This window comes from Halomonas sp. N3-2A (genome assembly GCF_002216165.1).
Classification (GTDB): Bacteria; Pseudomonadota; Gammaproteobacteria; order Pseudomonadales; family Halomonadaceae; genus Vreelandella.
The window spans coordinates 2,688,583-2,713,088 of sequence record NZ_CP022286.1; the positions used below are offsets into that span (position 1 = coordinate 2,688,583).

Genomic DNA, 24,506 nt, shown 5'->3' on the forward strand with positions numbered 1-24,506 from the left:
CTCTTTATTGCTTAGAAAGCTCTTCTTTAGTCGCCGTTACGCCACCTGATGTCGCGGGCAGATAACTGGTAGGGGTTAGCCTGCAACACAATCAGACACTGACATCAGGCCCCATTCGAATAAAACGCCAGGTTACGCAACAGAACAACAAGATAAACAATCTTGACTAACGGCCGCCACGCAGCCCTTGAGGGGAAAGCGGAGGTTTACGAGGATACTGGTATGGAAAAAAGTGTTTCTAATATGATGGACGACCCACTCGCTGCGGCTCGTGAGTCAACGGCCCATATGCTGCAGGAAAGGGCGCGTACCTTTTCTCTTCCGCAACCGTTTTATAACGATGCCCGACTGTTTGCTCTTGATATGCAAGAGATTTTCGAAAAAGAGTGGTTGTTCGCAGGCATGACATGCGAGATCCCCACCAAGGGTAACTTCATCACCTTGGATATTGGCGACAACCCCATCGTTATTGTGCGCGGTAGTGAAGGCGTTATTCATGCGTTTCACAATGTGTGCCGCCATCGCGGTTCGCGTCTGTGCGTAAAAGATAAGGGCAAGGTAGCAAAACTCGTCTGCCCGTATCATCAGTGGACATACGAGCTTGATGGCCGATTGCTGTTTGCCGGTAGCGACATGGGCACTGCCTTCGACCTCAACCAGTTTGGCCTCAAGCCGGTCAACGTCCAAACAGCTGGCGGCTTCATCTTTATCAACCTAAGCGATGAGCCACCTGCCATTGACGATTTTCTGACAACGCTTGAGCATTATCTCGAGCCGTACCAGATGGACAACGTCAAGGTTGCCACCGAATCCAGCATCGTCGAGCAAGCCAACTGGAAACTCGTGATCGAAAACAACCGCGAGTGCTACCACTGTAACGGCGCCCACCCTGAACTGCTTAATTCGTTGCAGGAGTTTGATGATACCGACGACCCCCGCGCAACACCCGCTTATAAAGCGCTGGTGGCACGTAAACAAGCAGATTGGGATGCCGAACAGGTGCCCTACCAGTTGAAGCGGTTTGGTAAACGCAACCGCCTGACGCGTACGCCACTGCTGGATGGCATTGTCTCCATGACAATGGATGGTAAGCCCGGCAGCAAGAAACTGATGGGACGTTTATCAAGCCCCGATATGGGCTCACTGCGCATCCTTCATCTGCCCAACTCATGGAACCATTTCATGGGCGATCACGCAGTGGTATTTCGCGTGTTGCCAATCGGTCCGCAGCAAACCGTGGTAACTACCAAATGGCTTGTACACAAGGATGCCGTGGAAGGTGTCGACTACGACCCCGAACAGCTTCGCCGAGTATGGGATGCCACCAACGACCAGGATCGCCAGCTCGCCGAAGAGAACCAGCGCGGCATCAACTCAAAGGCTTATCAGCCTGGGCCTTATTCTGAAACCTATGAGTTCGGTGTTATCGACTTTGTCAATTGGTACGCCGCCCGTATGCTTGAGAATCTAGGCCACGAGGCTCCCGCGTTACAGTTAGCGCAAGGCTGACGTTTGCAGAGTGATTTCCCCATCCATCTGGCCCGCTTATGCGGGCCAGACTTGTTTAGCGGCGCGCATAGAGACATTGATCGTCACCTTCACCAGAACTCAGCCGAGAGCGCTAACCACGTGTACACATAAAAGACACATGTGTACACTGTATCGCAACACTCCTAAAGGTTAGCCCCATGCCCTCCCCCAATACGTCCGCCACCAAGGGCTCCCAAGACGTCTGGCTTGATGCGGCGTTTGAGACGCTACTGGAATCAGGCATCGATAGCGTCCGCATTCTGCCCCTGGCCAAGCGCCTAAAGCTTTCTCGGACCAGCTTCTACTGGTTCTTTAAGGACCGTGAGTCGCTGCTGGAAGCACTGATCGCACGCTGGCGTGAAAAGAACACCCAGGGACTGGTGCATCAGACCGAAGCTTATGCCGAGAATATCGTCGAGGCGATGCTTAATGTCTTCGACTGCTGGTTAGATCCTAACTTATTCGACTCCCCGCTAGAATTCGCCATGCGCAGTTGGGCACTGCAGTCGGCGCCGGTGGTGAGTGAAATCGAGACTGCCGATGCCACACGCATTGAAGCCCTGACACGCATGTTCCAGCGCTACGGTTATGATTCATTGGCGGCCAACGTTCGTGCCCGCACGATCTACCTAACCCAGATCGGCTATATCTCGATGAAGACGCAGGAGCCGATCAAAGTACGTATGCAGCGCATCCCCGCCTATGTCGCAATATTCACCGGCCAGTCTCCTGACTCAAGGGAGCTGCAACGCTTCCATGCCCGCCATGGGTACATAGAAGAGTAGTCGGCCGATACGATAAGCGACGGGTTTATGTCAGTTACCGCCCCGCCAACGTACACCAATGAACATTAAATTGACAGATATGAACATCGGCACCTAACTTTGTTAAATACACAACAAAATAGAGTGCTACCCATGGCTAACGATCCGCTGTTGCAGCCCTTCCAACTCAAACACCTGACCCTAAAAAACAGGCTTATGATGACAGCTCATGAGCCCGCTTATCCTGAGGATGGGATGCCCAAAGCACTCTACCGTGCCTACCACGTCGAACGGGCCAAGGCAGGTCTTGGCCTGACCATGACGGCAGGATCCGCGGCGGTAGCAAAAGACAGCCCGCCGGTGTTCAACAATATTCTCGCCTATAAGGATGAAGTCGTACCTTGGATGCGTGAGCTGACCGATGCCTGCCACGAGCACGGTACCGCGGTAATGATCCAACTGACTCACTTGGGCCGACGTACCCGTTGGGACAAAGGTGACTGGTTGCCAGCGGTGTCGCCTTCTCATCGCCGCGAGGCGTCCCACCGCGCCTTTCCCAAACAGGTCGAGGACTGGGATATCGAACGTTTGATCCGTGACTACGCCGATGCTGCCGAACGCATGCACGCTGCCGGTCTCGATGGCATCGAGCTGCAGGCCTACGGCCACTTGATGGATCAGTTTTGGTCGCCACTGACCAATAGCTTAGAGGAACCTTATGGTGGGGATCTCGATAACCGACTGCGTTTCACCTTTGACGTGCTGCGCGCCATTCGCCAGCGAGTTGGCGAGGCGTTCATCGTCGGCGTTCGCTATACCGGCGACGAAATGCTATCGGGTGGACTGACATCCAGTGATGGGCTGGAGATCTCACGACGCTTAAAGAGTAGCGGCCTGATAGACTTCCTCAACGTGGTTCGCGGCCACATCGACACCGACGCGGGGCTCACCGACGTGATTCCCATCCAAGGCATGCCCAGCGCCCCGCACCTGGATTTTGCCGGAGAAATACGCCGTGAGACCGATTTCCCCACCTTTCATGGAGCCAAGATTCAGGATGTCGCCACTGCCCGTTACGCCATTGCCTCCGGCAAGGTCGACATCATCGGCATGACCCGTGCCCACATGGCCGACCCGCACATCGTGCGCAAAATCGTAGAGGGGCGAGAGGAAGAGATCCGCCCCTGCGTTGGCGCCAACTACTGCCTTGACCGCATCTATCAAGGCGGTGCCGCCTACTGCATCCATAACGCGGCCACCGGGCGTGAAACCAGCATGCCCCACACCATTCCCAAGGCGGTACAGCAACGGCGAGTCGTCATTATCGGCGCAGGTCCAGCGGGATTAGAAGCTGCTCGTGTTGCCGGCGAGCGTGGCCATTCGGTGGTGATATTAGAAGCTGCCAGCGATGCTGGAGGGCAGATACGGCTCACGGCGCAGAGTGAGCGACGTCGCGAGATGCTGGGCATCATCGATTGGCGTCTGTCGCGCTGCGAGGCACTCGGTGTCGAGATCCGCTACAACGTCTGGGCCGAAGCCGAGGACGTGCTCGCCGAAAAACCTGATGTGGTGATCGTGGCCACCGGCGGCTACCCCATGGAAGACCAACCCACCGTCGGCCACGACTTAGTGATCAACACCTGGGACATTCTTTCCGGGCACGTGCCGCCGGGCAAGCGGGTATTACTGTTCGACGATGCAGGCGACCATGCCGCCTTGCAGGCGGCAGAGATCATTGCCGCCACGGGAGCAGAGCTTGAGATTATGACGCCGGACCGCACCTTCTCCGCAGAGATCATGGCCATGAACCTGGTGCCCTACATGCGTTCCCTACAGCGCGCCAACGTCATATTCACACCGACTTACCGGTTGAAGTCTGTGCAGCGCGACGGCAACCAACTGCTCGCCGAAATCACCAGCGATTATGTTGTTCACGGCCAGCAGGATAGGGAGCATGCACGGCGCATCGACCAAGTGGTGGTCAACTACGGCATTACACCGATGGCCGAACTCTATTTTGAGCTAAAACCGCACTCCAGCAACCGCGGCGAGGTGAATTACGATGACCTAATCGTGGGCGCCCCCCAGAGCATAACGCGCAATCCGGATGGCAGCTTCCAACTGTTCCGTATCGGTGATGCCGTCGAGTCCCGTAATACTCACGCGGCCATCTACGACGCGCTTAGGTTGGTCAAAGACCTTTAGTTTTCGCATCAAACCGGTGCGGTAAAAACGCTGTTTGGGCTTAGTCTGGAGAGAGCCCCCGCAGACGCTCACTGCGACGGCGTAGCAGCTCAAGCGTAGTGAGTAGCAGCATCGAGAGCAGCACCAGCAGGGTTGCCACAGCGAGGATCGTTGGGCTGATCTGCTCGCGAATGCCCGACCACATTTGAATCGGCATGGTACGTTGCTCGGGCCCGGCGATGAACAGCACCACCACCACCTCGTCGAAGGACGTAATGAAAGCAAACAACGCCCCCGACACCACCCCCGGCGTGACCAGTGGCAGCACCACCTTAAAGAAGGTCCGTGTCGGGTTAGCCCCAAGGCTATGCGCCGCGCGGATCAGCGTGGTGTCGAAGCTCGATAGCGTCGCCGTCACAGTGATGACCACGAAGGGAATGCCGAGCGCCGTGTGGGCCAGGATTACGCCTACGTAGGTCTGGGCGAGATTGACCTTGGAAAAGAAGAAGAACATCGCCGCCGCAGAGATGATCAACGGCACGATCATCGGCGAGATCAACAGCGCCATAATCGCGCCACGCGCAGGCATATGCCGACTCGACAACCCTAACGCCGCCACCGTCCCTAGCACTGTGGCTAGCAGCGTGGACGCAATACCGATGATAAAGCTGTTCTTGATGGCATTGAGCCACTCGCTCGATGTAAAGAAGTCCTGATACCAGCGCAACGAATAACCGGCTGGGTCGAAAGTCAGCATTTCCTTACTGAAGGTGAAGTAGGGCTGCGCGTTGAATGACAGCGGTATGATCACCAATAGCGGCCCGATCAGGAATAGGAACACTAGGCCACAGATAGCCAGAAAGATGTAATGCCAAATGCGCTCGCCACGGGTGGCGTAGGAAGGAATAGCCATCGTTTACCCCAGCTTGACCTTGTCGACGCCGATCAGACGATTGAACACCAGGTAACAGATAATCACCACGAACAGCAGGATGGAGGCAATCGCAGCCGCCAGCCCCCAGTTGAGCGATGTCTGCATATGGTAGGCGATGTAATTAGTGATGAAGCGACCCGACTGCCCACCCACCAACGCCGGTGTGATGTAGTAGCCAATCGATAGTATGAATACCAAGATGCCACCAGCGGCAATGCCTGGGATCGTCAGCGGAAAATAGACCCGACGGAAACTGAGAAACGGCTTGCCGCCCAACGAGCGGGCGGCGCGCATGTAGCTGGGTGGAATGGTCTTCATCACCGAGTAAAGCGGTAGAATCATAAAAGGCAGCAGAATATGCGTCATGGCGATGATCGTGCCCATCTTGTTGTGGATCATCTGCCACCGCGCCTCATCGGCGATCACGCCGAGGGCTACCATCACGTCATTGAGCACCCCCTGTGACTGCAGGATGGCAATCCAGGTGGTGGTGCGCACCAGCAGCGAGGTCCAGAACGGTAGCAGTACCAGGATCATCAGCAGATTGGAGTGACGCGTCGGCAGGTTCGCCAGCAGAAAGGCCACCGGAAAACCGAGCGCTAGCGTCAGGCCCGTGATGACAGCGCTCATCCATAGCGTTCGCCAAAACAGGGTGGCGTGGATCTGCATATGTTCCGGCACTTTGGCGATCTCGCCGTCCGCGTTCAACTGACGGTCGACCGCTGCCAGATAATACGAAATGGTGTAGGGCGACGCCTCACGCTGGATCAGCTTCCAGGTATCGAGTTCTCCCCAGGTATCGTTGACCTCGATCAGAGACTCGCGATACGGCGGTTCCAGCCTACCAACACGTCGCGCCGTGCGGCTAATGGTCGAACGCATACCCGACTTTTCATAATTCAGTCGGCTGGACAACAGCCCCAGGTTGCGTTCCTGCTGACCGACGCGAAGGTCCTCAGCCAAGGCGGCAAAGGCGGCTTCATCGGGTAATGACTCCCCATTCCAGCCTTCCAGCGCTGAAACGGTTCGTGATAGATGGGTGGACACTTCAGGGTTATCGACACTGCGCCACAGCATTTCGAACAAGGGCATCAGAAAGGCGATAAACAAGAATGCCAGTAGCGGCGCAACCAGCAGCAGCGCCTTGATTTTCGAGCGTCGCACAGTGCGACGCAGGCTAACCTTGAGCGGCACGCCATCGGCCGTTGTCAGAGGAGCTGCAAGCGGTTCGGACACGTAGATCTCTCCGTCAGGCAAGAAAAGCGATCAGCAACGATCGGCTATCGGTATGCCGCCGCCCGATTGTCGACGGACGGCGGCAGCGCCTTACTGGGATAGCCAGGCGTTAAAGCGCTGGGTCAGCTCATCGTTGTAGTCAGCCCAAAACAGGTCATCTTTTTGCAGTGCCGTTGCGAAGTTCGGTTCGTGGGTTGGCATGTGCGGCGTCATATCGATACCGGTTTTGGCATGGGTGGACACCAGCTCAGAGGAAGAAAGACGTGCCGGGCCATAGGAAATGTACTGAGCCTGATCGGCGAGTCGCTGGGTATCGGTGGCGAAATGGAGATAATCCTTCACCTTGTCGAGCTTGCCGGTGGGCACAACCCAGCCATCCAGCTCGAACACCTGCGCATCCCAAATGATCTCGAAGGGTTGGTCTTCAGTGACCATGGCATTGAAGATCCGACCATTGTAGGCGGAGGCAAAGGCGACTTCCTGATCGGCCAACAGCTGAGGCGGCTGGGCGCCCTCTTCCCACCAGATGACTTCATCCTTGATGGTATCCAGCTTGTCGAAGGCACGCTGCACGCCTTCTTCGGTCTCAAGCATGGCGTAGACCTCATCACGCTCGACACCATCGGCGATCAAGGCCCATTCCATATTGTTAATCGGCTTGCGCAGCAGAGCCCGCTTGCCGGGGTAATTTTCCAGGTCGAAGACATCCTCGATGGTGCTGGGCTGAGCGTCCTCTGGGAACATCTCGCTATTGAAGGCGACAATATTGGAATAGACGATGGACGCCACAAAGCAGTCCCCCAAGCCCCCCTCGACGAAGTCCTCACTTGGCGGCGTGCCATCCGGGGCGTCGGCCAGCAGCTCATCGTGGTCGAGAGGCTCGATAAGCCCTTCATCACAAGCGATCATGGCATCGGCGGGGAGCATGTCGACTAAATCCCAGGTCACGTTGCCAGCCTGAGATTGAGCACGCAGACCGGCCAAAGCGTTACCACTGCGGTCGATATTGACAATCTCGTCACCCGTCTTCTCTATCCACGGCTTATCGTAAGCCTCGTGCTGGCTCATGCTGTAAGCACCGCCCCAAGAAACAATATTCAGCGTCTGCTGAGCATGGGCACTAACCGCTACGGCAAGTGCCGACATCCCCACGGCAGCGATACTTGTCTTAACAACGCGATTGCTGATTTTCATAGAGATTCTCCGTTTGCTGTTGTCATCGCCGCCGGCACCATCAGGTACCGAGAAACGGCGCACTTGACTGCCGTCCGGCTCATGCATCCAACGCGCGGCAATCGGCACTCGACCAACCAACCTGAATTTGCTGGCCGGGGCGCATCACCCCACACCCTTGGGCATTGGGCGTTTTCAAAATAAAGTCCTCGTTACCGCACACCGACACCCGCGTGCGTAGATGGTCGCCAAGGTAGATAACCTCCTGCACCGTGGCAGTGAACTGGTTGTCGAACTGCGCGCCGTCGGTATCATCCGGCAGGATGCTGACCCGCTCGGGTCTCAGTGATAGCGTCGTACGCGAGCCTACGTCGCCCGATGCCACCGCTTTGGCAATCACCATGTCGCCGCTATCCAGGCGCACCTTGCAGTCACTACCGAGGTGCTCGATAACGTCACCCACCAAGCGGTTGTTCTCGCCGATGAAATACGCCACAAAGGCATTTTCCGGCCGTTCGTAGAGTTCGTCCGGAGAGGCTAACTGCTGCACAATGCCATCGTTGAAGACCGCAATGCGGTCAGACATGGTCAGTGCTTCGGTCTGGTCGTGGGTGACGTAAATCATGGTTACCCCAAGACGGGCGTGAATGCGCTTGATCTCGTACTGCATCTCTTCGCGAAGATTCTTGTCCAGCGCGCCCAGCGGTTCGTCCATCAGCACCAGATCAGGCTCAAAGACCAGCGCACGAGCCAATGCCACCCGTTGCTGCTGGCCGCCAGAGAGCTGCGCCGGGCGGCGATCACCAAACTCTTCCAGGCGTACCATGGCCAGTGCTTTAGCCACTTTCTCCTTGATCTCCGCTTTGCTGAGATGGCGCACCTCAAGCGGGAAAGCAAGATTCTCGGCCACCGTCATGTGCGGGAATAACGCATAGTTCTGGAAGACCATGCCAATGCCACGCTTGTGCGGCGGCAAGCCACTAATTGGCTCGTCGTTCAGCAGAATCTCACCATGGGTGGGGGTTTCGAAGCCTGCCATCATCATCAGACAGGTGGTTTTTCCAGAGCCCGAAGGGCCCAGCAGGGTGACGAATTCGCCCTTGCGGATATCAAGATTGAAGTCCTTGACGACCAGTTCAACACCGTCATAACTCTTTTGGACATTGACGAAGCGAGCAAAACTAGACGGCGCTTCTGCCGTTGCCTTCGTCGTGCCCCCAGCGTCTGCAAGGGTCTCATTCATGCACATTCCCCGGTAAAAGTCCCGTTGCGCCAAGGTAAGTGCTCGATTCAACACATACCTCCACACATCCCCGGGCCCCTATTGGTTTATATTTTTTTCCTAATACTTATTAATGACCATAAGGTGAGTTTGTAGCGCATTACAATTTCCGGGGAGGACAATTAGCGTTGAATATCAACCTAACATAGGCATAGCAAAGTCAACTATGGGAGATATCTTTTGGCATCGAGACACAGCAATGCCCATGGAGGATTCCCCCATGGACAGGAGCGGCGCTATCGGTTAGTTCATATTCAAGCGGCAAGAGGCAAGCGGCATACTTAAACGTACAATGGCATCGTTGCGTTCATCTTCGCACCATTCTTCGCACTATGTATTGCTCTTCGCACTATGTATTGCTTGCCTGTCAGTTTCTGTCCATCTGCAGCTCTTTTACGACAATATCACCATCAATCACGATGGGTTCATCATCAAGAAACAATGAGCAATTACGCATCGGGATATCCAAGTGGCAGGCGGTATCATTTGTGCCACCTAGCTCGCTGTTCGGGCCGGTGGAGAACATCACGTTGCCATAAAAGCTGCGCGGCTCCATCCCCATGCCACCCGGGAACTCCCCCGGCACCATGCGGTGCCATTTGGCGTTCGGGTTCATGCCCCAGCCTACGTGGCTCATGCCCATGCCGCGCGGATCGTTAAAGCTATCCATATAGGATTTCACTAGCTCCGCATCGAGCCCACCACGTATGTCGGTAATCCAGCCCTTTTCAATGGTGTAGGTAATGGGCTCTCTGACATATATGTTCTGAGGTAGCAGAATATCGCCCGGCGCCACCACAATGGTGCCATCAACGCCATCGTCATCCCCTCCGGTAAACACAAAGCCAGAGGGCCAGTGATCCCAACGCCCCGGTTCGTCGGTACAGGCATATTCAGCAACCGTCTCATAAGTATTCAGTTGGTAGGTGACATCAGTGCCATGGCGCGAGGTGATGCGCATCACTTTGGCTTTTTCCAGCAGCGCGGCGGCCAGTTCAACCTTTTCCCTTAGTTCCTTGGTGGGCAACATTCTGGCCAGTAATTCTGGCGGTTCAACCGCCGTCAATATACGCGTACCCGCGGCTTGGATCGCCATTTGCTCGGGAGAGAACAGCAGGAAAATACAATCGATCAACATGTCGCAGTTTTTCAGCGCTTCCACCGCATCGGGCATGCTAGCAAGCCCCGTTGTTCCCACGGCCCAGCCACCGGTAGGTAACGGCGCGGGTAACCGCATGTGGTACATATTGGCGCCTAAACGCTGTCCCGCCGCCATAAAGGCATCCGCATAATCAAGGCGTTCGCTACCCTGGGTCAGTACGACGAGTTTTTCGCCTTCATGTACGCCGGACATTTTTAGCTGATGGAGGCAAATTTCGGCAAAGCTTGCGTGATCCATACATACTCCTAACTCCCCAGGCGAAAGCACAGCTATAGCATACCGGGGAGTGTTAGCTGAGAGCGCTCGTGCTCACCTTTGGGCACACCAAGCGCTCTGTGGTGTTATCGGTTCAAAGCTGAACGTCAATTAGGCAGCCGCTTCTTTCGTCGCTTGATCGGTGGTAGTACGGCGCTTTTTACTCAGCTCTTCCGCGATGGCGGTAAAGAAGGCGTCCGAAGAGGCTTGATGAGGTTTGGTCATAAGGCTAACGCCAACAAACAGCACACTAGCGACCACAATGCCCCAAACGCCAGCGGGTAGGCCCAACAGCGAATTGCCAGTGGCATACATCAACAGCACAAAGGCGCTGGTGCCCACTACGCTTACCAGTGCACCGACACCAGTACCGCGCTTCCAATAGAAGGCACCGATAAGTGCTGGCACCATCGCTACCAGACCCGAGGAAGCGGCCACCGACAGCACTGCAATAAGGTCAAGCTGCAGCTCGGCAAAGGCCAGCGCCATCAGTGCGATCACTGGCACCACGAACTTGCCCACCAGCAGTTGGCGCTTTTCACTGACGTTCGGTTTGACGTTGGCATAGACGTCGCGGGAAACCATAGAGGCCAAGGTCAGCATGATCGAATCAATGGTGGAGACGGCAGCAGCCATGATGCCGATCATCACAATCACCCCTAATACTGGCGGTACAAACTCCGAGGCCAGCAGCGTAGGCGTGGCTAAATCTGCACTTGCAAGACTTGGGAATGCGGCTAAAGCAGAGAAGCCCCAAAGCACAGAGACCATGGTGTAGATAAAACCAAATACCAGGAAGCCAATCAGCATGTGGCGCATGGAGCGCAGCGAGGAAGGCATAAACAGGCGTTGACTGACCTGCGGGTTGGAAATGCTAAAGAAGAACCAGGGAATAGTAAGCCCCAGGAAAGTGACAAAGCTGAACAAGCCAGGGCCGGGCACCGTCAGCGACTGTGGATGTTCCGTTGCCAGCGTATCGAATAGTGCGCCGAAACCACCCAAGCCCTGGATTACCAGGAAGGCCACTAGGGTTGAAGCGACAATCATCATGATGGCCTGGAGCGAGTCGGTCCACATCACCGAACGAATGCCCGCGATATAGGAGAAGAAGATGGCGATGACAGTGGCCAGCACCACCCCAGTCGTAAAGGTAATCGCGCCATCAGTAATACCCTGCAATAGGTAACCGACACCCGCGAGCTGAACGGCCGAGTAGGGAATCAGGAAGATACAACTGGCAATCGAGACAGCCATGGCCACATGTTTGCTGTTGTAGCGGTGGCCCAACATTTCGCTGGGGGTGACAAAGCCAAACTTCTTGCCCACCGCCCAGAATTTTGGCCCGAAGATAGCCACAAGCGATACACCGGCAAAATAGATGATTTCAAAACCGAGCGCTCCCACGCCGCCGGCATAGGTAAGACCTGCCAAGCCCACCATCATAAAAGCACTGTAGGTAGTGGCACTGTAACTCAGCGCCGAGACAAAGCCGTTCATTTGTCGGTTACCCAGGAAGTATCCCGACATACTTTCGGAAGGGCCTTGGCGAGACATGATCGCAATGCCAATAGCGATCAATAAATAGATGGCAATCGACCACCAGATGAGTGACTCAGTCATTGCTGTGCTCCTCAAAATCTTTAGTGATAAACACATTCAGCGCAATGATGATCAGCCCTGCCAACATCCAAAACAGGAAGCTGCCGTACCAGAACGCGACCCCGCTTAGGAGGGTGTAAGGCACTAGGTAGCTCAGCAGGACAACTGCCCATACTAGCCATATCCATTTACTGCGTTTCATAATCCACCTCGTTTTATTACGTCAGGGAGTAGAGTGAGTGTTGTTGTAGTGAGGCTGGCGTAACTCTGTGATACGTTGTTTTACTTGTTGCCAAGGTGCTTTCTCTGGAGCAAAGCGCGCTCGGAGATAGGTCGTCAAATCAGCGACCTGGGTATTACTAAAGCTGTCGGCAAAGCCTGGCATGCTGCCGATACCGGGGACGTGTTCGGCATGAACACCGCCCAAAATTGACTGAATAACGTTATCGGGATGGTCGCTGTGCAAATTGGTATTCAGCGCCAGATTAGTGCTCGCCCTCGAAAAGGTAGGAACGCCAGAATCGACATGGCACGCCGCACAGGCGCCCTCGAAGAGCCGCTCCCCTGCCTCCCGCCCTGTTGAGCTAACGGCTGTACTGGTTACGCGCTGCGTAGCGTCCGCCACAGTCGCATCGCTATTCCCGGTTGGTGCCTGCATTTGGGCGGCCACATAGTGAGCAATCGCCCGCACATCGTATTCAGGTAGCTCCGCCAACCCCGCTACCACCGGGGCCATAGGGCCAGAGGCAACGCCGTGAAGCTCAGACTCACCGTGGCGCAGATAGTCGTAAAGCGATGTTTCACTCCACGGAATGGGTGCACGCGACAGCGTATTAAGCGGTGGTGCTTCCCAACCATCTACAAAGGCACCGGCAAAATACGCCTCGCCGTTTTTCTCAGCCCCCATGGCATTGCGGGGACTATGGCAGGCGCTGCAGTGGCCCAACCCTTCGGCGAGATAGGCTCCCCGGTTATACAGTTCGCTTTGCATGGGGTCAGGCTGGAAAGGGGTTGCATCGTGATAAAGCGTATTCCAGCCTGCCATTAAGCTACGCACGCTGAAGGGGAACGTGAGCGCATTGGCGTTTTTTTCAGTCGCGACAGGAGGTTGAGCCATTAAGTAGGCGTAAAGCGCCTGTAAATCGGCATCACTGGTCTTGGCAAACGCCGTATAGGGAAACGCGGGATAAAGGTGGCTGCCATCACGGCTAATGCCGTGGCGCATAGCGCGTTCAAAGGCTGCGTAAGACCACTGACCAATCCCCGTCGCCTCATCCGGAGTAATGTTAGTGCTGTAGAGCGTCCCGAAAGGGGTTTCAAATTCACGCCCACCGGCATTGGTCACGCCACCCTCTGTGGTATGACACGCCGCGCAGTCGCCTGCAGCCGCAACGAGTCGCCCGCGTTCAATGGTCTCGGCGGAATAAAGGTTGGCGGCTGGCCGTGAGACAGGCGCAATGGCCCCTTTCCACGGCCACGCCACGGCCGCAGTGCCCGCAATGGTGGTAAACGCTGCAGCGGCTAACCAGCGACGTTTCACTGACCGCGGCGGTTTCAATATAGATGGGCGCCCTGCCTCCTCGATGGACGAAGCTTCGAGTGCTTGGCGCACACGTTTGGCGGTAAACGGTGGTTGGCGAAAACGCAGGCCGGTGGCATCAAAAAGCGCATTGGCGATTACCGCAACACCCGGCGATAGCTCCGCACCGCTTAATACATCTTTACTGACGCCGTGATTAACACCTTCCTCAGCAGGGCTTGACGAAGAAGCGCTGGTTGGTAAGCCCGCTGAATAGTCACTTTTCGTTAGCGTACGACTGCCGTCACCCCACTCGTCGAAACTGGGCGCTTGCCCCAAAAGGGGGCGCGCTTCGCCCAATACCCGGGCCTGTAGCGTTTGCTGAAGGCGATCAGTATCCACATCAGGGCCAGCGTCCTGCCCCACCACCAAACGGGTAAGCTGAACATCACCGGTAACACGATTGACCTCAACATCGGCAATCCAGGCAGAGCGCACTCCCGATTCCACGCGCTGATTCCGATCGGGCAACTGCGAGTAGGCAAAGCCCCGCCCGCGCAGTAGATCCTGGGGTAAAGCGTCCGCTGATGGATTGGATGCCCTTGGCCATTCGGCCCGTTTAGCCACGGACTCTATCAACTCTATGCCACGTGCATCGTCAAGATGGCGAAGCCGCAGCGCGACAGGGTCTTGGTCGCTCTCGCGGGCAACCTCATCTAAAAAAGACTCCCGCGCAAACGTCTGCTGTATCCCCATCAAGGTGGCATTAGTGGAGAGTGACGCTGGCTGGGAGCGTGCGGCAAGGTATTGGTCGCGAAATACATAGGGCGAGAATGGCGTGGTGTCTTGCCCGCCAACGCGGGCCTCAGCGCTAGGCGTTGCTATCGTGGCCCTGCCACTTAACAACAACCCTATGGCAGCCACCTCACCCGTGAGATTGGCCTGCTGATAATGATAACGGGCTATCTCACCACTACTGGCAATGTCCGCATTTAGGCTAATTCGCTGCGCTTGGCCTAATGCCTGAGCATCCTTGGCGTAGTGGGCATCGAGCCAAACGGCTACCGGGCCGCCCACCGTCCGCGACATCAGCGCCGCATCCACGGCGGCATCGTCACCGCTGTGGCGACCCAGCCCTGAGGCCTGATTTGATGCGTGCTTACCGTCGGCGCTGTAAAGCTCAATCTGGCTAATATCCAGCGCGGTTAACCGGCTTAAATCCTGTTTCAGCGCCGCTGGTGTGACGGTTTGCCCCCACACGCTCAATTGTTGGTCGCGACAATCGGCAATTACCCAACTGGGGTGATTGCCCCAGCGCATGCGACTCGGCCAGCCATACGCATGGTTCGAATGCATGGACGACTGGTTAGGCTTTATAAGAGGCGACTCAGAGGGCGCTTGATCGCCTTCAGGCACTTTTTCGGATGCTTGGTGAACGGCCTGCCACTCAATCTTCAACTGTTTAGCGGCGTCGGTCGCCAAGGCCAAACTATCGGCAACCACCGCCACAAAATTCCCGTCCACCACGACTTCAATAGAGCCAGAGAGTGAGGCAATGCTACTGCGATCGACGCCAACCAAGCGATCACTCTCAAAACGCTCGCCATTCCACCGGTAGTAAGGTGGACGCACCACGACACCAAAACGTGCCTTCGCTAGCAGCGCGGGGATGTCGGCCTGTTTTTGCTGGCCATGGAGCACCGCCCCTTCACTCATGAGAAGCCTCCTGCAACGCGGCCGCGTTAAGGACCACGGCCCGCTCCGCTGCCTGGAGGATTTCAACATGGGTGCCACATCGACAGAGGTTATGCTCTAAAGCGGTGCGAATCTGATGCGCAGAGGGTTGGGCATTATGATTTAGCAACGCACGAATAGTGATGATCATGCCGTTCAAACAGTAGCCACACTGGGCTGCCTGAGCATCGACAAAGGCTTGCTGTACAGGATCAAGCTCACCGCCATGGGAAAGACCATCAAGGGTGGTTACCTCATGGCCAACAGCAGCAGACACGGGCAGCACGCAGGTGCGTGCGGCCATGCCATCAATCAATACACTGCATGCCCCACACTCACCCAAACCACAGCCATACTTAGGCCCATTGAGCGCTAGGTCGTTACGCAACACATTGAGCAATGGTGTCTGTGGCGGCACGGCCAACTCGTGTTCGTGCCCATTGATAGTTAGCTTTAGCGTCATAGGGGATCATCATCGTTATTGTTAAGCCCGCCCTCTTGCTCTGAATAGGGCTTGGATATGACTTAGATATTACTAATAAGTACTGCCTGCCAAACACGCTTCGTAGCACCTTCATCCAGCCTATTTTCATCTCCCTTTCACATACAGCCAATCGACTTGCACCAGCTAAGTGCAGAGCTAACACTCATCGAGCATTAAAGGTGCGTACGCTATAAAAACAAGCCTAATAAACGTATAGCACTCAATGGATGCGTTTTTCAAGTTTTTGAATAAAACCAAAAAAACAGATATAAATCCATTAAATTCATATATTTAAATAAAAACACCGCTTTATTTTCGTCTAAAAATAATTTCAAAACTAATTCTTGACCAAAAAATAAATGGTGTATACGTTGTATTATAGCATTCGCGAACGCATGCAGAAACGAGTGATAGGCGAATAAAACAGCGAGGAAACCAGAATATGAACAATAAACCCACCATAGCCGTTATTGGCGCGGGCCTTGGCGGCGCCGCTGCAGGCGCGCTACTGCAGAAAGCGGGTTACCCCACCAAGGTGTACGAACAGGCACCCGCGTTTGCGCGCCTTGGGGCAGGCATTCACCTTGGCCCCAACGTGATGAAAGTAATGCGCCGCATTGGCATTGAAGAGAAGCTCAATACCATGGGCTCACACCCCGATTACTGGTTCAGCCGCAATGGCATGACCGGCGAGTACCAGTCTCGTATCCCGCTAGGCGAGTTTGCTCGCGAAAACTATGGCGCAGCCTATATCACCGTACACCGTGGCGATCTGCACGAATTAATGGTCAGCACGCTCGACCAGGACAATCTTTATTTCGATAAGCGCCTGGTCGATGTCGACGACAGCGGCGACAAGGTCGTCATGACCTTCGCTGACGGTACGACAGAAGAGGCCGACCTGGTGATCGGCGCCGATGGGGTCAATTCGCGACTGCGCGAGAAGCTGCTGGGTCCGGAGGCGCCAATCTATAGCGGCTGGGTTGCTCACCGAGCCATTATCTCTGCCGAAAAACTCAAGGCATACGACCTGGATTTCGAAGCCTGCGTGAAGTGGTGGTCGGAAGACCGCCACATGATGGTCTACTTCGTGACCGGCGACGAGAAGGAGTATTACTACGTGACTGGCGTGCCTGAACCCGATTGGAACCACGGCACTTCCTTCGTCGACAGCTCCCGGGAAGAGATGCGCAAAGCATTCGAGGGTTACCATCCCACCGTACAAGCACTGATTGACTGCACTGAAACCGTTACCAAATGGCCCTTGCTGGAGCGCAACCCGCTGCCACTGTGGCATGAAAATCGACTGGTGTTGCTGGGCGATGCCTGCCATCCGATGAAGCCTCATATGGCCCAGGGCGCGGCCATGGCCATTGAGGACGCCGCCATGCTGGTACGCTGCCTGGAAGAAGTGGGCGCCGAAAACTACCAACAGGCTTTCGAACTTTACCGCACCAACCGTTTTGAACGCGCTTCGCGGGTTCAGCAGGTTTCCCACGACAATACTTGGTTACGGGAAGACGAAGACCCAGCATGGGTATTCGCCTATGACCCCTTTGAAGTACCGCTGAAGCAACCCACCAGTCAAGGGAGCCCGGCATGAGCAGCACCTATCTCTATGGCGCCAACGTACACGCCAATGGCATTCGTCAGCACTACCTGCGCTTTGGTGACAGCGCCGAGACAGCGCGCCAGCCGCTGGTGCTAATACCCGGCATCACCAGCCCGGCGATCACCTGGGGCTTTGTGGCCGAGCGCCTGGGCCAGCACTTCGACACTTATGTACTGGATGTCCGTGGGCGTGGCTTGTCGTCCACCGGGCCTGAACTTGCTTATGACACCGACACCTGTGCCAACGATGTGATCGCCTTTATCGATGCGCTCGGCTTAAGCAACGTCATTCTGGCGGGCCACTCCATGGGGGCGCGCTTTGCTCTGCGCGCCATGAATCGCGGCGCCAAGGGCATCGACAAACTGGTACTTATCGACCCACCGGTTTCAGGGCCAGGGCGCCGTGAGTACCCCAGCAAGCTGCCCTGGTATGTAGACTCGATTCGCGACTGCACCCGGGGCGCAGACATCGAAACCATGCGCCACTACTGCCCCACCTGGAGCGACGAGCAGCTGCGGTTACGCGCCGAGTGGTTACACACTTGCTTTGAGCCCGCCATTGTTCAGGCGTTTGAAGAGTTCCACAGCGTCGATATCCACCAGGACTTCCCAGCTATAAAAGTGCCCACGCTGCTGATGTGTGCAGGCAAGGGCGGGGTTATCCAGGATGAAGACCGCACCGAAATACGCGCCCTGCTACCGACGATTCGCGTTTCTACCGCGCAACAAGCGGGTCACATGATTCCCTGGGATGACTTCGACGGTTTTTTTGCCGCCTTTGAAGACTTCCTGGGCACACAACTCTAACCAAGGCCAATAATCATGACTCAGAGCACCAAGACCTACCGTATCGGCCAGATCGTCCCCAGCTCCAATATCACCATGGAGACGGAGATACCTGCCATGCTCGCTGCACGCCAGTTGATTCGTCCAGAACGCTTCACTTTTCACTCCAGCCGCATGCGCATGAAAACCGTTAGTAAGGACGAGCTGGCCGCGATGGATGCGGAGTCTGACCGCTGTGCCTTGGAACTCTCCGATGCAGCAGTGGATGTGATGGGGTATGCCTGCCTGGTTGCCATTATGGCGATGGGGCCCGGCTACCACCGAGCGTCGCAAAAGCGTTTGCGCAGCCGCACCGAAGAGAATGGCTGCGACACGCCGGTGGTCACCAGCGCCGGTGCGCTGGTTGATGCCCTGGGTGTGATGAAAGCCAAACGTGTGGTGGTAGTGGCGCCTTACATGAAGCCGCTGACCGAAATGGTGGTCGACTACATCCGTCAGGAAGGCATTGAGGTGCTCGACTATCGGGCGCTTGAGATACCCAACAACCTGGATGTCGCTCGCCACGACCCCGCCAATCTCCCCGAAATCGTCGCCAGCCTCGATTTAAGTAACGTGGATGCGATCGTCTTGTCGGCCTGTGTACAAATGCCATCGCTACCGGCCGTCGCCAAGGTTGAAGCCCTGACCGGTAAGCCAGTGGTGACCGCAGCTATCGCGACCACCTACGCCATGCTCAAGGCACTCGACCTGGAACCCATCGTACCGGGCGCGGGTGCTCTCTTGTCAGGGGCTTACTAACGAGATCAGGTGCTGATTAACGATCTAGAGTGCTGATTAAGGAGACGACCATGTCGCAGCACAATACTGATAATACGGCCTCGGACAACTACAAGGGCGTGTGGGATGGACGCATTGGCTTTGGCAAAAGGCCCGCACTGCTGGTGGTTGATTTTATGCAAGGCTACACCACGCCAGGCTCGCCGCTATTTGCCCAGGGCGTGGTGGATGCGGTGGCCAATATGCCACCGCTACTCAATACCGCACGGCGCACTGGCACGCCAATCATCCACACCAACATCCTTTATCACGCCCCGGATCAAATCGATGGTGGCACTTGGGTCAAGAAGTCGCCGGTAATGCGGGCGATGGTGGCGGGCAACCCTTACGCCGAGTTCTGCCCCGAGGTGGCCCCCCATCAAGATGAGCTGATAATGACCAAGCAGTACGCCAGCGCCTTCTTTGGTACTTCGCTTGCCTCCACGCTGGTCGCCATGGGTATCGATACGCTGATCATTACCGGCTGCTCCACCAGCGGCTGCATTCGCGCCACCGCCGTTGACGGCGTACAGCACGGCTTTCGGGTGATGGTGGTACGTGATTGCGTGGGCGATCGCCACCCCGCGCCCCATGAAGCCAACCTGTTTGATATCGATAGCAAATATGGGGATGTAATTAGACTGGATGAAACACTGGGTTACTTAATGAAGCGTTAGGAGTGCCCGAAAACGCAAGTGAAGCGGGCACCTCTGTTGTGTCATCCGTCCGCGTTCATTTTTTCCAGCAGATGCATTAAGGCAACCCGCTCTGCCGGGTTGAGATTTTTCATGGTCTGATCGCTAATTTGCTTGGCACTGGGCACCATGCCCTCGACTAATGTCTCCCCAGGCTCGGTGATCACTACCATGACTTTGCGTTGATCATTGGGGTCGGTGGTGAGCGAGATCCACTCACGTGCTTTAAGGCGTTTAATGACGCCACGGATGGTGGCTGGATCAATCGCCGTGGCGTTAACGATGTCGGTTAACGAGCTGGGGCCTCGCTCCATCACCGTACACAGCGTGACAAACTGAATGGCCGTAAGCTGTTTATCACTGCTGTAGCGCTGAAAAATAGCCGTATGCCGCTGGTAGGCTTTACGCAGTAGATGGCCTACTTGCTCAGAAAAATCATACCCCTGCTCTGAAGGCGTGGGGTGCTCGCCGGAAGACGAGTGTTTGAGCGCACTATCCGTTGTCATTCCATCTCCTTAATCTATTAGCGACGACGTGTATCGAGTATGGCACTGGTTAACAAAATGATGCATCAACGTATTAAATACGGCTTGCGCTGGATCAATTCACCATGCTTTTATGGCGTACACGCTACAATTTTACCTTAGTTATTGCTCGTTGATCACCTCAAATTCATCTGCACTGATTACTTAAAACGCTAGCGTGGGAGGCAAGCATGGCCGATAAATCAGACTATACAAGAGAGTCACTGCTGTATGGATCTGATGTTCTGGTGATCTATCGCGACCCGGTTACACCCCCTAAGCCCGCGCCCGGACAGCCAGGTACACACTCAAACTTCACTCCCCATGAGCCTGAGATATTTATTGCCGTGCTGAGCGATAGCCACATCGTGGCTTTCAACGGCCACGTAGACTTGGGCACCGGTATACGCACGGCGCTCGCTCAAATTGTTGCGGAAGAGCTTAGCGTCGCGTTCGACAGCGTTACCGTGGTGCTGGGCAACTCTGTTGAAGCCCCCAACCAAGGCCCCACCATTGCTAGTGCGTCGATTCAAATCACTGCCGAACCTCTACGCCGCGCGGCGGCTCAAGCGCGGGAGTACCTATTGACACTGGCAGCAAAGCACTTTGACACTGAGCGCTCACTACTTAGCTGCCAAAACGGCGCTATTATGCCCAGTGATGATAACCACTCATCCGTGAGCTTTGGAGAGTTGCTGCGGGGGACCCGTCATGCATTAAAGCTTGCCGATGAGGTGCCGCTTAAGCCGGCCAGCCACTATACCCTGGTCGGCCAATCGACCTCCCGCGTGGATATACCCGCCAAGGCCACCGGGCAATTGACCTTTATCCACGACCTGCGCCTGCCCGATATGCTGCATGGGCGAGTGATTCGCCCGCCTTATGTAGGCCATGATAACGGCGACTTTATTGGCAACAGTTTAATCGCGGTTGATGAAAGCTCTGTGGCACATTTGCCAGGCGTGGTAAGCGTCGTGGTGGTCGGTGACTTTGTTGGTGTGGTGGCCGAACGTGAAGAACAGGCTGCTGCCGCAGCCAAACAGCTAAAGATCCAGTGGCGACCCACCGAAGGCTTGCCTCAGTTGGACAACATAGAGCAAGCACTGCTCGACTTACCCAGCAAGCAGCGCATACTCCTCGATGAGGGTGATCTCGACAACGCGCTGGCCTCCGCACAGCATTCGCTCAATCGTCACTATGTGTGGCCTTTCCAGCTGCACGGCTCCATTGGCCCTTCGTGCTCCGTCGCCGATGCCAATGAAGATGGCCTGCACGTATGGTCGGGCACCCAAAATCCACACAGCCTGCGCGCCGATCTCGCCCGCCTTACCGGTTTAGACGAAGGCGTTATCACCATTACCCGCATGGAAACCTCGGGCTGCTATGGCCGCAATTGCGCCGACGATGTTGGCGCGGATGCTGTACTACTCTCTCAGGCGGTTGGCCGCCCCGTCCGTGTGCAACTCACCCGTGAGCAGGAACACACCTGGGAGCCTAAAGGAGCTGCTCAGTATATGGCGATCCAGGGCGGTTTAAATGCAGATGGCAGCCCGGCAGGCTATCGCTTTAATACGCGCTACCCCTCTAACAGTGCGCCCACCCTGGCACTACTGCTAACCGGTGCTGCCTCGCCTATTGATATCCCCTTTGAGATGGGAGATAGAACGTCGGTGCCACCCTACCGCTACCCTCATCGCCAAATAGTCTGCGACGACGTCCCGACTCTGGTGCGCGCCTCCTGGCTACGTGGCGTCTCAGCATTGCCCAGCACCTTCGCCCACGAAAGCTATATTGATGAGCTTGCCTATTTAGCAAATGAAGATCCAGTCACCTACCGGTTGCGCTATTTAGCCGATAATCGCGCTTGCGAACTTGTCGAAGCGTTAGCCGAACGTGCGAACTGGAAGCCCTGCGTCGCTAACATCAACCCAAGAAGCGAGGGTGAGTGGCGCTACGGCCGAGGCTTCGCTTACGCCCAGTACGTGCATAGCAAATTCCCCGGCTTTGGCGCCGCGCTCGCCGCCTGGGTAATTGAGCTTAAAGTCAATGTGAAGAGTGGACGGATTGTCGTCGAGAATTTATATGTAGGTCAGGATGCGGGCTTAATGGTGAACCCCGCAGGCGTTCGCCATCAGGTGCATGGCAATGTGATCCAAATGCTCAGCCGCACGTTAAAGGAGCGGGTGACCTTTGAGGATGGTTTACCGACCAGCAAAGAGTGGGGCGGCTACCCTATTCTGCGTTTCTCGGAGCTCCCCCCCATCAACGTCATGCTGCTTGATCGTCCAGAACTGCCGCCACTCGGCGTAGGCGAGTCCGCCTCACTGCCCGGCGCTCCTGCGATTGCCAACGCGCTTTTTGATGCCACGGGGGTGCGCTTTACCCATCCTCCTTTTACCCCTGACACCATTCGCGACTCACTGAAGGCCTCTCTTCAACTCCCCATGGAGGCGGCTAGTTAATGCAACACCTTGATCTACAGGTTATCGAACGCGCATTGAAATGGGCCAACCAGGGGCTGACTATTTGGTTGTGTACGGTGCTAAAAACCTTTGGCTCGGCACCCCGGGAGCCGGGTGCCATGCTAGTAGCATGTTCGACAGGCGACTATCTGGGGTCACTGTCGGGCGGCTGTGTCGAAGAGGACTTTATCACCAGGCTTCAAACGGGAGAGTTCAACGAACCGGTTCAGTCGGTGCGCTATGGCGGTGACGCTGGTTCAGCGAATATTCGTTTACCCTGCGGTGGTAGCCTTGAAGTGCTGGTTGAACGGCTAGCCCCCAACACCGAAAACCTCACTCACCTAGAAGTGGTGCATGCCACGCTACTGGGTCGCCAACCGCTAACCCGCTGTATCAAATTGGATGGCAGCGGCAAGCGCTTTAACCCCTCGAAGAACACCGAGCCCACCGTTATTTTTGATACCGCTAGCGTCAATATTCGCATAGGCCCTGCGCTACGGCTGATTATCGCGGGGATCTCCTCCGTCTCTGCGCCCTGTGCGCTGTTTGCCCAAACGCTTGGTTTTGAAGTGATTGTCTGTGAACCCAGGGACGAAGTCCGAAAAAATTTCGATGTACCCGGCATAGAAGTGCAGGCCGTTCTACCTTCGGTGTTTATTTCATCAGGTGGCTGCCATGCCAATACCGCCATTGTTGCCTTGACCCATGACCCGCGTATTGATGATTTAGCCATGATCGAAGCCGTCCGTACGAATGCATTTTACATTGGGGTCATGGGTTCTCATCAGACCTCACAACAACGTGCAGAGCGGCTGCTGCGCTCTGGCGGCCTAACAAGTGCCCAAGTAGCACGAATTAACATGCCCATTGGGCTTAATCTAGGCAGCAAAACACCGGCTGAAATTGCGTTAGCCGTCATGGCCGATATTCACCGTATTTATCGTGGAAAAACACGTCATGAGTTGTAGTGATATCATCGTGATTGTCATGGCGGCTGGCCAGTCTCGTCGCTTTGGTAGCGATAAAAGAATTGCTAAATTAAGCAATGGAGAGACACTACTGACCTCCACGTTGTTAACTATTCAGAAGCACTTTCCAAACATTATCGTTGTGCTTAAAGAAGATGATAAGGCTCAATCACTCGGCCTTTCTCCAATCACCCCAACGCTGGTTAGCCCGCGCAGTCATTTAGGACTCGGATACAGCATTAGCGATGCTTTCAAATATCTATGTTCAGACGAAAAATTTAATAATTACCGATCCGCGGCGATTTGGCTTGCCGATCTCCCTTGGGTGACTCAAAAAACGTGTAAGTTATTAGCAGACATGTCTAGCGCAGAAAATATCGTTCAACCAACACACCTACAGATCCCAGGCCACCCGGTTATTTTTGGTAGAAAATTTTGGAAACATATCGCTGATTTAAGCAATCCCAGCGGCGCTTCCGCTATTCTCCAGCGGTATAGTGATCATATTGTAAAAATCTCACTCAATGATCCTGGCGTATGCTATGACATTGATACTCCAGACAATTTATTTCCACCCTTCTGACATGCTAACTATGACGATATTATAAAAAGAGACCGTCAACTAAGATTGCCTCCCTTTCCACCATTGAAGCCGATCTAGCCGTCATATCAATGGGTTTTCACACACCATATTTAAGCTCCCGTAGGCCTTTACTGGCTCTACAATTTCGAGGCAGACAACGCTACAACCTGACCCAACCGATCATTCCGAGTGGCTGGTTGATAGG

General features: G+C 55.4%; 20 protein-coding genes. 10 read left to right on the forward strand and 10 right to left on the reverse strand.

All coding sequences use genetic code 11. The features are described from left to right. The first annotated feature begins 222 nt into the window (after positions 1–222). The 3 genes from CEK60_RS12605 (at position 223) to CEK60_RS12615 (ending at position 4,499) form a co-directional block, all read left to right on the forward strand. A complete protein-coding gene (locus CEK60_RS12605; RefSeq protein ID WP_089039313.1) occupies positions 223–1,509 on the forward strand; it encodes an aromatic ring-hydroxylating oxygenase subunit alpha in 1,287 nt (428 codons plus the stop codon). 179 nt (positions 1,510–1,688) lie between these two features. Continuing rightward, positions 1,689–2,315: a TetR/AcrR family transcriptional regulator gene (locus CEK60_RS12610; protein WP_089039314.1), complete on the forward strand. Its 627-nt coding sequence runs from the start codon at positions 1,689–1,691 to the stop codon at positions 2,313–2,315. A 132-nt stretch (positions 2,316–2,447) separates the two neighbouring features. Continuing rightward, a complete protein-coding gene (locus CEK60_RS12615; protein ID WP_089039315.1) occupies positions 2,448–4,499 on the forward strand; it encodes an NADH:flavin oxidoreductase in 2,052 nt (683 codons plus the stop codon). A gap of 40 nt (positions 4,500–4,539) precedes the next feature. Here CEK60_RS12615 and CEK60_RS12620 read toward each other — a convergent pair whose 3' ends face one another. From CEK60_RS12620 to CEK60_RS12660, 9 genes are all read right to left on the reverse strand, one after another. Beyond that, complete coding sequence (locus CEK60_RS12620) at positions 4,540–5,391, reverse strand: ABC transporter permease (protein ID WP_089039316.1); 852 nt, start codon at positions 5,389–5,391, stop codon at positions 4,540–4,542. Between the two features lie 3 nt (positions 5,392–5,394). Next, a complete protein-coding gene (locus CEK60_RS12625) occupies positions 5,395–6,648 on the reverse strand; it encodes an ABC transporter permease (protein WP_232471383.1) in 1,254 nt (417 codons plus the stop codon). Positions 6,649–6,738: 90 nt separating this feature from the next. Further along, positions 6,739–7,842 carry an extracellular solute-binding protein gene (locus CEK60_RS12630; RefSeq protein WP_089039317.1) on the reverse strand — a complete coding sequence of 368 codons (1,104 nt, stop codon included), beginning with the start codon at positions 7,840–7,842 and terminating at the stop codon, positions 6,739–6,741. 79 nt (positions 7,843–7,921) lie between these two features. Further along, positions 7,922–9,064 (reverse strand): ABC transporter ATP-binding protein, encoded by a 1,143-nt coding sequence (locus tag CEK60_RS12635; RefSeq protein ID WP_089039318.1) that lies wholly within the window; start codon positions 9,062–9,064, stop codon positions 7,922–7,924. A 406-nt stretch (positions 9,065–9,470) separates the two neighbouring features. Continuing rightward, positions 9,471–10,502: a leucyl aminopeptidase gene (locus tag CEK60_RS12640; RefSeq protein ID WP_089039319.1), complete on the reverse strand. Its 1,032-nt coding sequence runs from the start codon at positions 10,500–10,502 to the stop codon at positions 9,471–9,473. A 129-nt stretch (positions 10,503–10,631) separates the two neighbouring features. After that, on the reverse strand, positions 10,632–12,140 hold the full coding sequence (locus tag CEK60_RS12645) for a sodium:solute symporter family protein (RefSeq protein WP_089039320.1): 1,509 nt from the start codon (positions 12,138–12,140) through the stop codon (positions 10,632–10,634). Beyond that, positions 12,133–12,321 (reverse strand): hypothetical protein, encoded by a 189-nt coding sequence (locus CEK60_RS12650; protein ID WP_089039321.1) that lies wholly within the window; start codon positions 12,319–12,321, stop codon positions 12,133–12,135. The genes CEK60_RS12645 and CEK60_RS12650 overlap by 8 nt, the downstream gene beginning before the upstream one ends. A 21-nt stretch (positions 12,322–12,342) precedes the next feature. Continuing rightward, complete coding sequence (locus tag CEK60_RS12655; RefSeq protein WP_232471384.1) at positions 12,343–15,354, reverse strand: c-type cytochrome; 3,012 nt, start codon at positions 15,352–15,354, stop codon at positions 12,343–12,345. Next, entirely contained in the window at positions 15,347–15,835 is a 489-nt protein-coding gene (locus CEK60_RS12660; RefSeq protein WP_089039323.1) for a (2Fe-2S)-binding protein, read from the reverse strand. The genes CEK60_RS12655 and CEK60_RS12660 overlap by 8 nt, the downstream gene beginning before the upstream one ends. A 463-nt stretch (positions 15,836–16,298) precedes the next feature. Here CEK60_RS12660 and CEK60_RS12665 point away from each other — a divergent pair, with 463 nt between their 5' ends. From CEK60_RS12665 to CEK60_RS12680, 4 genes are read left to right on the forward strand one after another with little or no spacing between them, the layout of a single operon-like run. Next, complete coding sequence (locus tag CEK60_RS12665) at positions 16,299–17,459, forward strand: FAD-dependent monooxygenase (protein ID WP_089039324.1); 1,161 nt, start codon at positions 16,299–16,301, stop codon at positions 17,457–17,459. Beyond that, positions 17,456–18,274 carry an alpha/beta fold hydrolase gene (locus CEK60_RS12670; RefSeq protein WP_089039325.1) on the forward strand — a complete coding sequence of 273 codons (819 nt, stop codon included), beginning with the start codon at positions 17,456–17,458 and terminating at the stop codon, positions 18,272–18,274. The genes CEK60_RS12665 and CEK60_RS12670 overlap by 4 nt, the downstream gene beginning before the upstream one ends. A gap of 15 nt (positions 18,275–18,289) precedes the next feature. Beyond that, positions 18,290–19,051, forward strand: a complete 762-nt coding sequence (locus CEK60_RS12675) for a maleate cis-trans isomerase family protein (protein WP_089039326.1) — start codon at positions 18,290–18,292, stop codon at positions 19,049–19,051. A 50-nt stretch (positions 19,052–19,101) separates the two neighbouring features. Beyond that, complete coding sequence (locus CEK60_RS12680; RefSeq protein WP_089039327.1) at positions 19,102–19,746, forward strand: N-carbamoylsarcosine amidohydrolase; 645 nt, start codon at positions 19,102–19,104, stop codon at positions 19,744–19,746. A 41-nt stretch (positions 19,747–19,787) separates the two neighbouring features. Here CEK60_RS12680 and CEK60_RS12685 read toward each other — a convergent pair whose 3' ends face one another. After that, positions 19,788–20,270 carry a MarR family winged helix-turn-helix transcriptional regulator gene (locus tag CEK60_RS12685; protein WP_089039328.1) on the reverse strand — a complete coding sequence of 161 codons (483 nt, stop codon included), beginning with the start codon at positions 20,268–20,270 and terminating at the stop codon, positions 19,788–19,790. A gap of 209 nt (positions 20,271–20,479) precedes the next feature. On the opposite strand from CEK60_RS12685, the gene CEK60_RS12690 reads away from it, so the two are divergent. Genes CEK60_RS12690 through CEK60_RS12700 form a run of 3 tightly spaced genes read left to right on the forward strand, consistent with a single transcriptional unit; the run spans position 20,480 to position 24,301 of the window. Continuing rightward, positions 20,480–22,750, forward strand: coding sequence for a xanthine dehydrogenase family protein molybdopterin-binding subunit (locus tag CEK60_RS12690; protein WP_089039329.1), 2,271 nt, complete (start codon positions 20,480–20,482; stop codon positions 22,748–22,750). Next, the gene (locus tag CEK60_RS12695) at positions 22,750–23,718 is read left to right on the forward strand and encodes an XdhC family protein (RefSeq protein ID WP_089039330.1); all 969 of its coding nucleotides are present in this window, start codon (positions 22,750–22,752) and stop codon (positions 23,716–23,718) included. The genes CEK60_RS12690 and CEK60_RS12695 overlap by 1 nt, the downstream gene beginning before the upstream one ends. Continuing rightward, positions 23,708–24,301 carry a nucleotidyltransferase family protein gene (locus tag CEK60_RS12700; protein ID WP_089039331.1) on the forward strand — a complete coding sequence of 198 codons (594 nt, stop codon included), beginning with the start codon at positions 23,708–23,710 and terminating at the stop codon, positions 24,299–24,301. The genes CEK60_RS12695 and CEK60_RS12700 overlap by 11 nt, the downstream gene beginning before the upstream one ends. Positions 24,302–24,506 lie beyond the last annotated feature (205 nt).

Bases quoted from the DNA above. Each gene is read 5' to 3' on its own strand.
- CEK60_RS12605 (WP_089039313.1), top strand. From the start codon at position 223: ATGGAAAAAAGTGTTTCTAATATGATGGACGACCCACTCGCTGCGGCT.
- CEK60_RS12610 (WP_089039314.1), top strand. From the start codon at position 1,689: ATGCCCTCCCCCAATACGTCCGCCACCAAGGGCTCCCAAGACGTCTGG.
- CEK60_RS12615 (WP_089039315.1), top strand. From the start codon at position 2,448: ATGGCTAACGATCCGCTGTTGCAGCCCTTCCAACTCAAACACCTGACC.
- CEK60_RS12620 (WP_089039316.1), bottom strand. From the start codon at position 5,391: ATGGCTATTCCTTCCTACGCCACCCGTGGCGAGCGCATTTGGCATTAC.
- CEK60_RS12630 (WP_089039317.1), bottom strand. From the start codon at position 7,842: ATGAAAATCAGCAATCGCGTTGTTAAGACAAGTATCGCTGCCGTGGGG.
- CEK60_RS12635 (WP_089039318.1), bottom strand. From the start codon at position 9,064: ATGAATGAGACCCTTGCAGACGCTGGGGGCACGACGAAGGCAACGGCA.
- CEK60_RS12640 (WP_089039319.1), bottom strand. From the start codon at position 10,502: ATGGATCACGCAAGCTTTGCCGAAATTTGCCTCCATCAGCTAAAAATG.
- CEK60_RS12645 (WP_089039320.1), bottom strand. From the start codon at position 12,140: ATGACTGAGTCACTCATCTGGTGGTCGATTGCCATCTATTTATTGATC.
- CEK60_RS12650 (WP_089039321.1), bottom strand. From the start codon at position 12,321: ATGAAACGCAGTAAATGGATATGGCTAGTATGGGCAGTTGTCCTGCTG.
- CEK60_RS12655 (WP_232471384.1), bottom strand. From the start codon at position 15,354: ATGAGTGAAGGGGCGGTGCTCCATGGCCAGCAAAAACAGGCCGACATC.
- CEK60_RS12660 (WP_089039323.1), bottom strand. From the start codon at position 15,835: ATGACGCTAAAGCTAACTATCAATGGGCACGAACACGAGTTGGCCGTG.
- CEK60_RS12665 (WP_089039324.1), top strand. From the start codon at position 16,299: ATGAACAATAAACCCACCATAGCCGTTATTGGCGCGGGCCTTGGCGGC.
- CEK60_RS12670 (WP_089039325.1), top strand. From the start codon at position 17,456: ATGAGCAGCACCTATCTCTATGGCGCCAACGTACACGCCAATGGCATT.
- CEK60_RS12675 (WP_089039326.1), top strand. From the start codon at position 18,290: ATGACTCAGAGCACCAAGACCTACCGTATCGGCCAGATCGTCCCCAGC.
- CEK60_RS12680 (WP_089039327.1), top strand. From the start codon at position 19,102: ATGTCGCAGCACAATACTGATAATACGGCCTCGGACAACTACAAGGGC.
- CEK60_RS12685 (WP_089039328.1), bottom strand. From the start codon at position 20,270: ATGACAACGGATAGTGCGCTCAAACACTCGTCTTCCGGCGAGCACCCC.
- CEK60_RS12690 (WP_089039329.1), top strand. From the start codon at position 20,480: ATGGCCGATAAATCAGACTATACAAGAGAGTCACTGCTGTATGGATCT.
- CEK60_RS12695 (WP_089039330.1), top strand. From the start codon at position 22,750: ATGCAACACCTTGATCTACAGGTTATCGAACGCGCATTGAAATGGGCC.
- CEK60_RS12700 (WP_089039331.1), top strand. From the start codon at position 23,708: ATGAGTTGTAGTGATATCATCGTGATTGTCATGGCGGCTGGCCAGTCT.